General features: G+C 52.3%; 13 protein-coding genes. All 13 read left to right on the top strand.

The genetic code is table 11. The features are described from left to right. Positions 1-107: 107 nt before the first annotated feature. Positions 108-1001, top strand: coding sequence for a glucose-1-phosphate thymidylyltransferase RfbA (rfbA, locus tag ACWKV4_RS00430; RefSeq protein WP_483830162.1), 894 nt, complete (start codon positions 108-110; stop codon positions 999-1001). Then, on the top strand, positions 998-1177 hold the full coding sequence (locus tag ACWKV4_RS00425) for a hypothetical protein (RefSeq protein WP_483830161.1): 180 nt from the start codon (positions 998-1000) through the stop codon (positions 1175-1177). Before rfbA ends, ACWKV4_RS00425 begins: the two co-directional genes overlap by 4 nt. Then, positions 1174-1578: a sugar 3,4-ketoisomerase gene (locus ACWKV4_RS00420; protein WP_483830160.1), complete on the top strand. Its 405-nt coding sequence runs from the start codon at positions 1174-1176 to the stop codon at positions 1576-1578. The genes ACWKV4_RS00425 and ACWKV4_RS00420 overlap by 4 nt, the downstream gene beginning before the upstream one ends. After that, positions 1571-2035: an acyltransferase gene (locus ACWKV4_RS00415; protein ID WP_483830159.1), complete on the top strand. Its 465-nt coding sequence runs from the start codon at positions 1571-1573 to the stop codon at positions 2033-2035. Before ACWKV4_RS00420 ends, ACWKV4_RS00415 begins: the two co-directional genes overlap by 8 nt. Beyond that, entirely contained in the window at positions 2032-3159 is a 1128-nt protein-coding gene (locus ACWKV4_RS00410) for a DegT/DnrJ/EryC1/StrS family aminotransferase (protein ID WP_483830158.1), read from the top strand. Before ACWKV4_RS00415 ends, ACWKV4_RS00410 begins: the two co-directional genes overlap by 4 nt. After that, positions 3156-4433: an O-antigen translocase gene (locus ACWKV4_RS00405; protein ID WP_483830157.1), complete on the top strand. Its 1278-nt coding sequence runs from the start codon at positions 3156-3158 to the stop codon at positions 4431-4433. Before ACWKV4_RS00410 ends, ACWKV4_RS00405 begins: the two co-directional genes overlap by 4 nt. Continuing rightward, positions 4430-5887, top strand: a complete 1458-nt coding sequence (locus tag ACWKV4_RS00400) for a hypothetical protein (protein WP_483830156.1) — start codon at positions 4430-4432, stop codon at positions 5885-5887. The genes ACWKV4_RS00405 and ACWKV4_RS00400 overlap by 4 nt, the downstream gene beginning before the upstream one ends. 23 nt (positions 5888-5910) lie before the next feature. Next, positions 5911-7044 carry a hypothetical protein gene (locus ACWKV4_RS00395; RefSeq protein WP_483830155.1) on the top strand — a complete coding sequence of 378 codons (1134 nt, stop codon included), beginning with the start codon at positions 5911-5913 and terminating at the stop codon, positions 7042-7044. After that, on the top strand, positions 7041-7946 hold the full coding sequence (locus ACWKV4_RS00390; RefSeq protein ID WP_483830154.1) for a glycosyltransferase family 2 protein: 906 nt from the start codon (positions 7041-7043) through the stop codon (positions 7944-7946). The genes ACWKV4_RS00395 and ACWKV4_RS00390 overlap by 4 nt, the downstream gene beginning before the upstream one ends. Before the next feature lie 47 nt (positions 7947-7993). Continuing rightward, entirely contained in the window at positions 7994-8905 is a 912-nt protein-coding gene (locus ACWKV4_RS00385; RefSeq protein WP_483830153.1) for a glycosyltransferase, read from the top strand. Then, positions 8902-9870, top strand: a complete 969-nt coding sequence (locus tag ACWKV4_RS00380; protein ID WP_483830559.1) for a UDP-glucose 4-epimerase family protein — start codon at positions 8902-8904, stop codon at positions 9868-9870. Before ACWKV4_RS00385 ends, ACWKV4_RS00380 begins: the two co-directional genes overlap by 4 nt. Continuing rightward, a complete protein-coding gene (locus ACWKV4_RS00375; RefSeq protein WP_483830152.1) occupies positions 9867-10886 on the top strand; it encodes an MraY family glycosyltransferase in 1020 nt (339 codons plus the stop codon). Before ACWKV4_RS00380 ends, ACWKV4_RS00375 begins: the two co-directional genes overlap by 4 nt. Before the next feature lie 76 nt (positions 10887-10962). After that, positions 10963-12957 (top strand): polysaccharide biosynthesis protein, encoded by a 1995-nt coding sequence (locus tag ACWKV4_RS00370; protein WP_483830151.1) that lies wholly within the window; start codon positions 10963-10965, stop codon positions 12955-12957. Positions 12958-13053 lie beyond the last annotated feature (96 nt).

The raw sequence follows: 13053 nt of genomic DNA, 5'->3' as shown, positions 1-13053 counted from the left end.
GGTCGCTGAACTTGCGGCCCGATACAGATAAGCTAGGCAGGACCTTTTTCCCCCGTTTGCCAGACTGGCAGGGGAGTAACCCGGATGTTGAAGGAAATGTTAGTCAGATGACGGTCACCAAACGCAAAGGCATCATTCTCGCAGGCGGTTCAGGTACGCGCCTGCACCCCCTGACGCTCGGCGTATCCAAGCAAATGCTGCCGATCTTCGACAAACCGATGATTTTCTATCCGTTGTCCGTGCTGATGCTCGCTGGCATGCGCGAAGTGCTGATCATCTCCACGCCGGAAGATTTGCCCTCTTTCCGCAAGCTGCTGGGCGACGGCAGCCAGTATGGCATTGAGCTTAGCTATGCGGTCCAGCCTAGCCCTGATGGCCTGGCCCAGGCCTTTATCATCGGCGAAGAGTTCATAGGCGACGATGCCTGCTGCCTGATCCTGGGCGACAACATTTTTTATGGTCATCACTTCTCTGAGAACCTGAGCGCCGCCATGTCGCAGGGTTCAGGCGCGACTGTGTTCGGTTACCACGTATCCGACCCGGAGCGCTTTGGTGTAGTGGAATTCGATAAAAGTGGTCGGGCGCTGAGCATCGAAGAAAAACCTGCCGCACCGAAATCCAACTATGCAGTGACCGGTTTGTACTTTTACGACAACCGGGTGGTTGAGATCGCCAAGAACATCAAGCCCTCAGAGCGCGGCGAGCTTGAAATCACGGATGTGAATCGCGCTTACCTGGAAGATGGCTCACTCACCGTTGAAATGCTCGGGCGCGGGTTTGCCTGGCTGGATACAGGCACCCACGAATCGCTGCTGGAAGCCAGCCAGTTCGTGCACACCATCGAGCACCGCCAGGGTTTGAAAGTGGCGTGTCTTGAAGAGATTGCGTTTGCTCAAGGTTGGATCACGCCTTCGCAACTGAAGGAACAAGGCGAGAAGCTCAAGAAAACGGGTTATGGCCAGTATTTGTTGAAGCTGCTTAAAGAGAATAACGACGCATGAAGCTGGCTCAGGCATCTCTCCAGGCCGTTTTCATTAGCGAGACTGTGCTGCTGGGCGGTAAGCGCCGTTGGTGTTTGGAAAGTTTCAATAATGCTGGGCTGCGCGTCATGCTTTCGTTTGCTGAAACCACCTTGCAAGCGTCGATTTTGGAAGGTGCGCAAGGGGGGGCGCAATGAGTCTGGCAAAATGGATCGACTTTCAAGTGCTGGGCGATGATCGCGGCAGCATGGTTGCGCTAGAGCTTGGAGAACATGGGCCATTCGAAGTAAAGCGTGTTTATTATATTTACGGCACAAAAAAAGACGTTAGCCGTGGATTTCATGCACACCTTGATTTGAAACAGTTGGCCGTATGCCTCAGTGGCTCTTGCATTATGGTTTTGGATAACGGCCAAAGGCGCGAAGAAGTGCTGATGAGCTCGCCCGAAAAAGGATTATTGATAGAGGGACTGCTGTGGCGAGAAATGCACAACTTTAGCGCTGACTGCGTACTGCTAGTAATGGCGAGCGCTCATTATGATGAGCGAGACTATATTCGTGATTATGAGAAATTCATGGGGCTAGTGAACAATGCCTAAGATACATACCCTGGCGGATGTCAAATCTGACTGCATTGGCGAAGGTACCCGGGTATGGCAATATGCGGTTATCTTAAAGGGCGCTCGAATAGGCCGCGATTGCAACGTCTGCGCCCACACCCTTATCGAGAGCGACGTTGTTATTGGTGATAATGTCACGATCAAGTCGGGTGTTTTTATTTGGGACGGCTCTGTCATCGAAGATAACGTCTTTATTGGTCCAAACGCCACCTTTACCAATGATCCAATGCCTCGCTCAAAAGTATATCCAGATTCCTTCAGCGGAATCACAGTGAAATACGGAGCAAGTATCGGCGCCAACGCCACGATATTGCCCGGTGTGACCATTGGCAAAGGTGCCATGGTCGGCGCGGGTGCAGTAGTCGTCGATGATGTTCCAGAGCGTGCAGTTGTTGTGGGCAATCCCGCAAAAGTTATCAGGTATCTGAGCGAATGATCAGTTTTCTAGACTTGAAAGAAATCAACCAGTCTTGCCGTGACGAGTTAGTCGCCGCATGTGCGCGTGTTATTGATTCTGGTTGGTATATCGGCGGCACCGAACTGCAAGCATTTGAAAGCAGCTTCGCCGACTATTGCGGTACCAAGCACTGCATAGGCGTAGCCAACGGGCTTGACGCATTAGTGTTGGTTATCCGCGCCTGGAAAGAGCTGGGTTACCTTCAGCTTGGTGATGAAATCCTCGTACCGTCAAATACCTACATTGCCAGTATTCTCGCAATCTCTGAAAACGGCCTGGTGCCGGTGTTGGTAGAGCCTGATCCTGCGACCTTTAACATGTGCCCGGCAAACGTCGAGGCTGCGATTACTGCAAAAACAAAGGCTATCCTGCCGGTTCACCTGTATGGCCGTCTTGCCGCCATGCCCGCCATCATGGCGCTTGCAGAGCAGCACAAACTGTTGGTCCTGGAAGATTCCGCCCAGTCCCATGGCGCCAGCCTCGACGGTCGACGTGCCGGCAGTTGGGGTCACGCATCAGGCTTCAGCTTTTATCCGGGCAAGAACCTGGGTGCGCTGGGTGATGCGGGTGCAATTACCACGAACGATGATCTATTGGCGACGACCCTAAAGGCACTGCGCAATTATGGGTCCCACAAAAAGTACGAGAATCTGTACCGCGGTGTTAACAGCCGGCTCGATGAGCTGCAGGCTGCCTGTTTGTCAGTAAAGCTGAAATACTTGGATGAGCAGACAGTGCACCGTCGTGTGATAGCTGACCTTTACACCCGCACAATATCCAATCCAGCCATTCGAACCCCTGTTGTAACTGAGTTCAACGTTTCTAGTAACCTGAGCCACGTATGGCACGTCTACACCGTGCTTTGTAAGGATCGCGATGGATTACAGCGGCATCTGGCAGATCAGGGTGTGCAAACGCTGATTCACTACCCCATCCCCCCACACCATCAAAAAGCCTACGCCGAGTGGAGCGATGCTTCATTCCCGGTATCAGAGCAGATTCATCAGCAGATCCTAAGCTTACCAATAGGGCCTACGCTTTCGTTAGAAGACGCCGAAGCTGTAGTGATTGCATGTAATAGCTTCCAGTCAGGAACGCTATGAACCTGATCAAGACCAGCTTGCTGAATGGTATCGCTGTTGTTGTCAAGATGGTGACACTTCTAGGCCTTAACAAGATACTGGCCGTGTATATTGGCCCTGCAGGTTTTGCGGCAATTGGTCAGTTCCAAAATGCACTGCAGATGGTCACTACATTTACCGGTGGGGCGATTACTAACGGTGTAGTCAAATATACCGCTGAGTACGGTGAAAATGTAGAAAAGCAGAAGGAAATCTGGAAGGTGGCCGGAACGCTGACGGTTCTCGGTAGTTTAATAACCGCTGTGCTGCTAGCGATATTCAGTACCGAACTTGCTAGCTTTTTCCTGCGTAACGGGGACATGCGGGATATATTCCTATGGCTAGCTGGCGGAGTGGTATTTTTTTCGCTCAATACTTTGCTGCTGGCAATTTTGAATGGTAAGAAAGAAATTATTCTTTACGTCGCCTCTAATATCGCAGGAAGCTTATTATCGTTAGTGATGACGGTCGGCTTGACGATGCTTTATGGCCTCCATGGGGCACTAATATCACTGGTGCTGTATCAGTCAGTTAGTTTTTTTGTCACCGCTGCTTTTTGTATGCGCACCCCTTGGTTTCGACTAGCTTTTTTGTTTGGCTCCCTTGAAAAGCCGGCCATCAAAAAGTTATCTGCTTTTTTTTTCATGGCACTGGTAGCCGCGGTGGCTACTCCTATCGTTCAGACTTTAATCAGGCGCCACTTGGGTGCTGATTTTGGGTGGGAGGCTGCTGGGTATTGGGATGCAATAACACGCTTGAGTGGTGCCTATCTTCTCATCGTGACCACTACCCTGAGCGTATACTATTTGCCGAAGCTTTCTGAGCTTAAAACGGGCAAGGAAATCAGGTCCGAAGTTTTGCAGGGGTACAAGTTCATACTTCCTGTAGCCATGTTGGCAGGGTTAATGATGTATCTCCTGAGAGATTTGATCATCATGGTTTTATTTACCGATGCGTTCTCCCCAATGCGTATGCTTTTCGCCGGGCAGGTAGTGGGGGACAGTCTTAAAATAGTAAGCTGGATCATTGCTTACGTCATGCTTAGCAAGGCGATGGTTAAGGAGTTCATAATAACCGAGATCGCATCCTGTGTATGTCTTTATGTGCTCACGGTCGTGTTTACCGAGCAATGGGGCATAACGGCAGTAACTTGGGCCTACGCGGCGACCTACTTTTTTTATGGACTGATGATGTATTTCCTGGTCTATGCGAAGCTGCATACGTTTGACCGAAATTTAGGCAGTGACATGATTTGAAAAGCGTATTCGACGACTTCGCTCATACTATAGCAGAAGAGCCTGATCTCGACCGGGCCTTAAAGCTTGCGGAAATTTATGGCAATTTGCTGTGGTTTGCAGATGTAGGGATCTATGACGCAACCGCTGTGGAAGTCGATTTGATTGCGCACTGTAAAGCGAGAAATGTCTGGATACCTACCTATCCTGATTTGCACTCGGAATCGCGTATTTTACATGTGATTACTGAACCATTCCTTTCTGGAGGGCATACAAGGCTAATGGAGAAGCTGGCGGGCATGAGCGCTGGAAAGGTCGACTTGTTGATTACAGGTAAAGCTTCCGCCGCAGCGGTCCAACGGGTCTCAAACTACTTTGAAAATGTAATTCAGATAAACTCGATAAGGCCGGTTGAGAAGGTATCTGAAATCTCAGGTATTCTGGCTTCTTATCAGAAAGTGGTTCTTCATATTCACCCTGATGATATTTATGCAGTGGTAGCATGTGGTATGGTTATCCGGCATGCGGTGCCCGAAATTTACTTCGTAAACCATGCTGATCATGTTTTTTCCTACGGCTGCTCGGTAGCGGATTATTATTTTGAATTAAGCAGTTATGGTAAGCGTCTTGATAAATTGAAATGCATCAGGGGTAAAAAGAGCTTTCTCGGTATACCTATAGAAATTGCAACTTCCGCTGCGCAGCATGGGTTCACCCCTTCGGCGCAGGATAGCTTGCGTTTTATCACGGCAGGCAGCGATATCAAGTTCAAACCAGTTAAGGGCTTGAGCCCGACTCATTTGTTGGACAGGATTTTGTCGACCTATCCAAATTCGAGTGTGCTTGTTATTGGTTCTGATATCAAAAAAAGTTATTGGTGGTGGCTTTTGAAGTTGAAGTACAGGTCGCGTTTTTCCGTGACCAAAAGCTTGCCTTACTCAGAGTATGGCGAAAGAGTAAAAAGCGCTGACTTCTATATTGATAGTTATCCTATTCCCGGTGGCACCGCCTTTGCGGAGCAATATATTGCAGGTCGACGATGTGTTGGGCTGGTGTCTCCGCAGCAGGGCTATTCGCCGGCAGACTTACTGAAAAGGCACTCGGTAGACGAAGTTATGAACACCATTGCATGTTACCAACCATCATCCGATATTTTAGATAAAATCATCGATGTTCATGCTATTGATAACGTAAAAGCCCGATTTTTGGCATGTCTTGACGAGGGGCAAACGTGTAAAAATGTGTTGGATAGCTATTGTCGCTGGACTGGTAATATCGGTCTGTTTCGCAGTGAAGGAAGTACTGTTCCGATTGACGTCTCCGCTCAGTCATTTTCTGCGTTGCAAATACTTAGTCCGCAGCTTGCCTCTCGCCTCTATAGGGGTTTGAGCTTTTCAAAAAAACTGAAGCTGCGTATTAAACAAGCCGTTGCAGGCTATCGTCGCATTCGTGGCGCAGGCGTGGGAACAGTATGATGTCTAGAGTCATAAGGAATACAGTGCTGGGGTATTCTCTTGCCACTGTACTGGTTCCCGTTTTTTTTCTGAATAAGCTGCTGTTTGTCCCTCTTTTTTTAATATCGCTCTTTGTGCTTGTCATGAAGCCCATGAAGACCATGGCACCCTTCATTGTGTTTACCATTTTCGTATATGGCTTCGTGGTAGGCATGACTGGCGAATTCGATTTGGCTTTAGCAAGACAAATGCTACTAGGTGCGCTGTCGTTGTTTTTGATTTATGTAATCGTTCACTACCGGGTAGATATGGGCGCTGTCCTGAAGATTTCTGGGGTTACCCTGGCGCTGATTATGTGTGGTTTGTCATTCATGTTGATGGTCATGCCAGGGTTCTTTGTAGGCGACGCACTGTTAGATTACTATAATACCAATGAGCTGGGATTTTACGGTGTTCGAAACTTTGGTGGCTTGCAATTATTTATGCTTCACCATCGGTCTTCTCCATTCTTGCTTGTTCCATTGTCATTGCTTTTCCTGGATTTCCTACGTCATCATAGGCTAATTACGATTTTAGGTATTAGCGTCATCATAGCGGCGATCATCTGCTCGGCTTCACGGGCGCTTATGGCCATGACAGCCGTTTCTTTGTTTGTACTTTACCTGCATCATAAGGCCTGGCCTCAAAGAGTAATTATTCTTTCAGTGGTTATTCCGCTGTTTGTGGTTGGTATACTCTATCTACTGGATCAGACTAGTGTTCTGAGTTCAAGCGAGCAATCGAATAATATCAAGCTGGGACACATTGCTTCATTCTTTGATACTGTCGATTGGGCCCTCCTGTTCTTCGGTCGCGGTCTTGGTTCTTATTTTTACACAGAGGGCTACGGCGCTGTTGTTTCCCAAACAGAAATAACCTGGATGGATTCTGTCCGGTTCGTAGGGCTGCCGCTTTCCTTGGTGCTGCTGGGCAGCATCCTGTTTCCGGTTCGTCGAATCGTTGCCGTAAAGGAAACTATCCCTCAAATTATCATCGTTGGCCTTTACCTTATTATGTCATTGAGTAATCCGGTGTTGTTCAATTCATTCGGTTTTCTCGTTATTTTGTGGTACTGGTCAGTAGTTATGAATAGTCAGCCCAAAGAGCTGCTTATCTCGCAGTCAAGGAAGCTGGTATGAAAGATGTTGCAGCGGTTGTTGTTAGTTTTCACCCGGAAATGCCGGTATTAGACAGTCTGCTTGCTTCTTTGCTGACTCAAGTAGATTTGCTGGTGCTTGTCGATAATGGCGGGGGGGGGAATTACCTTGCCGCAGATGCCAACCTTCGTGAGCGAGTCTGCTACCTGCCCCTTGGCGAAAATAAAGGGCTGGGTTTCGCACTCAATGTCGGTTTCGCTGAGGCCGTGCAGAAGGGTAAGCGTTACATGGTTACCTTCGACCAAGACAGCCACGCTCAACCCGATCTTATCGAACGTCTGCATCAAGCGATGGATAACGCCAAGCGTCTTGATGACAAGGCTATTGCGGTAAGCCCGGCTTTTTTTGATCGTCGTGATGGCAAGGAGATTAATTTCCCTTTTTATACATCCATCGACGGTAGCATCAAACCGGTTTTTGAAAGCGACAATGCAGATGGGCTGGTGAAGGCCGATGCGCTTATCACTTCCGGTATGTTTGTTGATGTTCAGGCCTGGGAGCAGGGCATCAGGTATGACGAAGGTATGTTTGTCGACTTTACCGATACCGAGTGGTGTTTCCGGGTCCGTGATCGAGGCTACAGTTTATATGGTTGCCTGAACGTTCAAATGGGCCATGCCCTATCTGACGCGCCCCCGGTGAAAATCCTCGGGCTCAGTTTTTTCCGGTACTCCCCAGTGCGACGTTATTTTTTCTTCCGCAACACGGTGGCTGTCTGCCGCATGACGCACACGCCTGGGCTTTGGAAACGGCGCATGATCACTGCCTTAATGCTTCGCTTTGTAGTGAATCTTGTGATCGATACTGACCGCAAGAAGTCGCTCAGCATGATGATTCGCGGTGTACGCCATGGCATTAAGGCGAGCCTCGGTCCGGTCCACTGACACCCGTTTTTTATTGGGCCGAGAGGTCTCAGGATTAAGGTAGATTTATGCAACCGCGTTTTTTGGTGCTGCTGGCCGCTTACAACGGCATGCAATGGATTGAAGAGCAGGTCCAGTCGATTCTCTCTCAGCAAGAAGTGTCAGTGACTATTGCGATCAGCGTGGATAAGTGCACTGATGGAACCGAAGAGTGGGCCAAAGCGTTGGCTTCCCGTGAGCCACGGGTTGTTCTGTTGCCGGTGGGTGAGCGTTTTGGCGGCGCTGCGCGAAATTTTTTCCGTCTAGTGCACGATGCACCGCTGGCGGATTATGACTATTTCTCCCTCGCCGATCAGGACGATATCTGGCATCCCGACAAGCTCATTCGTGCCGTCAACGTTATAAACGCCAATCGAGTGGATGGTTATTCCAGCGACGTTCAAGCTTTTTGGCCGAACGGCATCGAGAAAACAGTGGTGAAATCCCAGCCGCAAACGACTTACGATTTTCTGTTTGAAGCGGCCGGCCCTGGGTGTACGTATGTTTTCACCCGAGACCTGTTTATTGCGCTGCAGCAGCATGTGACTGGCAAATTTGCCGAGGTGCAGGGTGTTACCCTGCACGACTGGTATTTCTATGCGTTCAGCCGGGCCAATGGTTATCGCTGGCACATTGATGATGTGCCGTCTATGCGTTATCGGCAGCACGCTAGCAATCAAGTGGGCGTCAACCAAGGCGCGAAGGCATTCAAAGCTCGGTTAGCCCAGGTATTTGATGGCTGGTATTTGAATCAGGCTGTGAAGATTGCAAGCCTGGTGGGCATGGCTGACAACCCATTTGTGCAAAGCTGGAGTGGCCTGGGCCGGTTTCAGCTATTGCGATTGGCGAAAAACAGTGCTAGATGCCGAAGAAGGCCGCGGGACAAGCATGTGTTCGGGGCATTGTGTCTGGCCCTTGCACTGGTGAGGCACAAGAAATGAATACACAACTATTGGTTACGGGCAGCACAGGGTTCGTCGGCAGGCGCTTGGTCGACTATCTATCGGCTGATTCGACCCTTGAGGTTCACACCCTGCTGCGTGCTGCTCCACCCAGCGCGTCAGCCAACGCTCATTACAGCGTACTGCCGGACTTCTCAACGATTGATGCCCAGCACCCGTCTTTGATCGGTACTCACGTTGTGGTTCATCTCGCCTCGCGTGTTCATATCATGAATGACACTGACCCTGACCCGCTTGCGGCCTTTCGGCGAGTGAATGTGGGTCACACGTTGCAGCTTGCGCGCAGTGCGGCTGCAGCTGGAGTGAAGCGGTTTGTGTTTGTGAGTTCGGTCAAGGTGAACGGTGAAGGTACCGCCCCGGGCCAGGTTTATCGTGAAACCGATACGCCAAACCCAGTGGACCCTTACGGCATTTCCAAATGGGAAGCAGAGCAGGGGCTCAAAGCCATCGCCGCCGAAACGGGGCTTGAAGTGGTGATCATTCGTCCTGTCCTGGTCTACGGCCCCGGCGTCAGGGCAAACTTTGCGAGCATGATGAAATGGCTACGCAAGGGCGTACCACTGCCGTTTGGCGCCCTTCACAACAAGCGCAGCCTTGTCGCCCTGGACAACCTAGTCAGTTTCATCCGCTTGTGCTCGGTTCATCCAGCGGCCGCCTCTGAAACCTTTCTGATCAGCGATGGGCATGATGTGTCCACTACCGAGTTGCTGCAAAAGCTTGGACAAGCGCTACACCAGCCTGCACGGCTGTTGCCCGTGCCAGCCTGGATGCTGACAAGCACAGCCAATCTGCTGGGGAAAAGATCCTTGTCACAGCGCTTGTGTGGTTCATTGCAGGTGAGTACTGACAAAGCACGCTTGTTATTGGGATGGGAGCCTGCGGTGACCGTTGACCAGGCCCTGTACGAAACGGCCCGGCACTTTTTGAACGGGCCTGTGAAATGAGTTTTTGGTATCTGCTCCCCCTGATCGCGTTGCTGTCATACGGGCTGACAGCGTTGTTACGCCTGTATGCGCTCAAGCGCAGCATCATCGACATCCCCAACGCCCGCAGTTCCCATTCCATCCCAACGCCACGGGGCGGGGGTGTGGCTATTGTGGTTGCGTTCGTTCTGGCGCTGGTGCTACTGGGCGTTTTCGGGATGGAAACCTGGCCTGTGCTTATGGGTTACCTGGGCGCGGGCGCGCTCATCGCCGTAATAGGCTTCATGGACGATCATGGCCATATCGCAGCGCGCTGGCGGCTGTTGGGCCATTTTCTGGCTGCGATTTGGGCGCTGTTCTGGCTCGGCGGGCTCGCGCCGCTGACACTGTTTGGTTATAGCCTCGACCTCGGCTGGCTGGGCGCGGTGGCCGCCGCCTTTTATCTGGTGTGGATGCTCAACCTGTACAACTTTATGGACGGCATCGACGGGATCGCCAGTTTCGAAGCTATATGTGCCTGCCTCGGGGCGTGTCTGATCTATTGGCTGACTGGGCATGCTCAGCTGCTCTACGCGCCGCTGTTACTGGCCATGGCAGTGGCGGGTTTCCTGTTCTGGAACTTTCCGCCGGCCAAGATCTTCATGGGGGATGCCGGCAGCGGTTTTCTAGGCATCATTCTGGGCTGCCTGTCGCTCCAGGCGGCCTGGGCGGGTACCGAGTTGTTGTTTGCGTGGCTGATCATGCTGGGCGTGTTCGTGGTCGATGCCACGTTTACCCTGATTCGCCGGCTGGTGCGCGGAGACAACGTGTATGAGGCTCATCGCAGCCACGGCTACCAGTTCGCGTCGCGCCTGCATGGCGCGCACAAGCCCGTCACCCTGGCGGTGGTGGCCATCAATATCCTTTGGTTGCTGCCGCTGGCCATCGGTGTAGGCTTGCAGTATATCGACAGCGCCGTAGGGCTTATGCTCGCTTATCTGCCCTTGACCGCCCTGGCCGTCAAATACAAGGCTGGGCAGCTGGAAGAGGCCACCTGATCGGTTGGCAATCAATGCAAAACAGGGCCGAGTGCGGGTCTGCCAGTAGGAATGGAATCAAAAGATGGGAAGTGTGATGAATCAGGTTCGGGCGCGTTTGCTGGCACTGCCGCGTAGTAAGAAGCGGCTTTTACAAGTAGCAGCGGATCTGCTCCTGGTGTGGCTGGCGATGTGGCTGGCGTTCGTTGTGCGTTTGGGGCTGGACGAAACAATCAACCCGATAGGCCATCATCTGTGGCTGTTTATCGCCGCGTCGGTCGTTGCCATCCCGTTATTCATCCGTTTCGGCATGTACCGGGCCGTGATGCGCTATTTCGGCAATGACGCACTGATCACCATCTTCAAGGCGGTGAGTCTTTCAACGCTCATTTTGGGGATGGTGGTTTACGCGTATAGCAACCATGAGGTGGTGATCCCGCGGTCCATTTTGTTCAACTACTGGTGGTTGAGCATGATCATGATCGGCGGCCTGCGCCTGGTCATGCGCCAGTATTTTCTGGGTGACTGGTTCACCGCCGCGCAGCACGTGCCCTTTACCCGGCGCGACAACGGCCTTCCTCGCGTCGCCATTTATGGCGCGGGTGCGGCAGGTAACCAGTTGGTCGCCGCGCTTCGTATGGGCCGGGCGATGAGGCCGGTTGCCTTCATCGATGATGATGCCGGTATTGCGGGGCGAGTGATTTCCGGCCTGCAGGTCTATAAGGCCAAGCACATTCAGAGGATGATCGACACAACGGGTGCCCAGGAGATTTTGCTGGCCATCCCTTCTTCGAGCCGCACGCGTCGGCGCGAAATACTGGAGCTGCTCGAAAAATACCCGCTTCATGTGCGCAGCGTTCCAGGCTTTATGGACCTGGCCAGTGGCCGGGTGAAAGTCGACGATATTCAAGAGGTGGACATCGCCGACCTATTGGGGCGCGACGCCGTACCGGCTCAGGAACACCTGCTGGAACGCTGCATCGCCGGGCAGTCGGTGCTGGTAACCGGTGCAGGCGGGTCAATTGGCTCGGAGCTGTGCCGCCAGATCCTGATGCTCAAGCCCAAGGCGCTGCTTCTGTTTGAACACAGTGAATTCAACCTTTACACGATTTTGTCCGAACTGGAGCAACGCGTGTCGCGCGAGTCGCTGCCAGTGCGCGTGCTGCCGATCCTGGGCTCGGTGCGCGACGAGGCCAAATTGCTCAACATCATGCAAACCTGGGATATCGACACCGTTTACCACGCAGCGGCGTACAAGCATGTGCCCATGGTGGAACACAATATTGCCGAGGGCGTCCTCAACAACGTGGTAGGCACCTTGAATACCGCGCAAGCGGCGATCAAGGCCGGTGTCGCGAATTTCGTGCTGATTTCCACGGACAAGGCAGTGCGGCCGACCAATGTCATGGGCAGCACCAAGCGGCTTGCGGAGCTGGTCTTGCAGGCGCTCAGCCGCGAGGTTGGCCCGGCTATGTTCAGGGATGACAGCAACGTACCCAGAGTCAACAAAACCCGGTTCACCATGGTGCGGTTCGGTAATGTTCTGGGCTCTTCGGGTTCGGTGATTCCGCTGTTCCACAAGCAGATCAAGTCGGGCGGGCCTATTACGGTTACCCACCCCAATATCACGCGCTACTTCATGACTATTCCGGAGGCTGCTCAGTTGGTTATCCAGGCGGGCTCCATGGGCCTGGGTGGTGACGTGTTTGTGCTGGATATGGGCGAGCCGGTGAAAATCGTCGAACTTGCAGAAAAAATGGTGCACTTGTCTGGGCTGAGCGTACGCTCGGACAAAAACCCACATGGGGATATCGCCATAGAGTTCACCGGCCTGCGGCCTGGTGAAAAGCTCTACGAGGAGTTGTTGATCGGCGAGAACGTGGCAACCACGGGCCATCCGATGATCATGAGTGCCCATGAAGATTACCTGCCGTGGGAGGCCCTCAAAGAGAAACTCGCGGAGTTGGTCAGCGCGGTGGGTAACGACGATTACGACAAGGTGCGCAAGTTGCTTCGCGAAACCGTCAGCGGCTACGCGCCCGATGGAGAAATCGTCGACTGGATGCATCAGCAGCGTAATCAGATGCCTTAACACCTGTCTGTATTCAGTGCGGGGCTACCAAACCCTATGCCGGAGAGCGCCGGTGAGCGGCCTGGGTTCCCAATAGCAGGTAGGCGGGCGTAAGCT

This window comes from Pseudomonas artemisiae, assembly GCF_057128685.1.
The sequence above is the reverse complement of the archived record's forward strand: the minus strand, read 5'-3'. Positions and strand labels throughout refer to the sequence as shown.

Excerpts from the sequence above, each read along its gene's own strand:
- ACWKV4_RS00390 (WP_483830154.1), top strand. The coding sequence starts at position 7,041 with ATGAAAGATGTTGCAGCGGTTGTTGTTAGTTTTCACCCGGAAATGCCG.
- ACWKV4_RS00385 (WP_483830153.1), top strand. The coding sequence starts at position 7,994 with ATGCAACCGCGTTTTTTGGTGCTGCTGGCCGCTTACAACGGCATGCAA.
- ACWKV4_RS00370 (WP_483830151.1), top strand. The coding sequence starts at position 10,963 with ATGAATCAGGTTCGGGCGCGTTTGCTGGCACTGCCGCGTAGTAAGAAG.
- ACWKV4_RS00380 (WP_483830559.1), top strand. The coding sequence starts at position 8,902 with ATGAATACACAACTATTGGTTACGGGCAGCACAGGGTTCGTCGGCAGG.
- ACWKV4_RS00425 (WP_483830161.1), top strand. The coding sequence starts at position 998 with ATGAAGCTGGCTCAGGCATCTCTCCAGGCCGTTTTCATTAGCGAGACT.
- ACWKV4_RS00375 (WP_483830152.1), top strand. The coding sequence starts at position 9,867 with ATGAGTTTTTGGTATCTGCTCCCCCTGATCGCGTTGCTGTCATACGGG.
- ACWKV4_RS00415 (WP_483830159.1), top strand. The coding sequence starts at position 1,571 with ATGCCTAAGATACATACCCTGGCGGATGTCAAATCTGACTGCATTGGC.
- ACWKV4_RS00405 (WP_483830157.1), top strand. The coding sequence starts at position 3,156 with ATGAACCTGATCAAGACCAGCTTGCTGAATGGTATCGCTGTTGTTGTC.
- ACWKV4_RS00410 (WP_483830158.1), top strand. The coding sequence starts at position 2,032 with ATGATCAGTTTTCTAGACTTGAAAGAAATCAACCAGTCTTGCCGTGAC.
- rfbA (WP_483830162.1), top strand. The coding sequence starts at position 108 with ATGACGGTCACCAAACGCAAAGGCATCATTCTCGCAGGCGGTTCAGGT.
- ACWKV4_RS00420 (WP_483830160.1), top strand. The coding sequence starts at position 1,174 with ATGAGTCTGGCAAAATGGATCGACTTTCAAGTGCTGGGCGATGATCGC.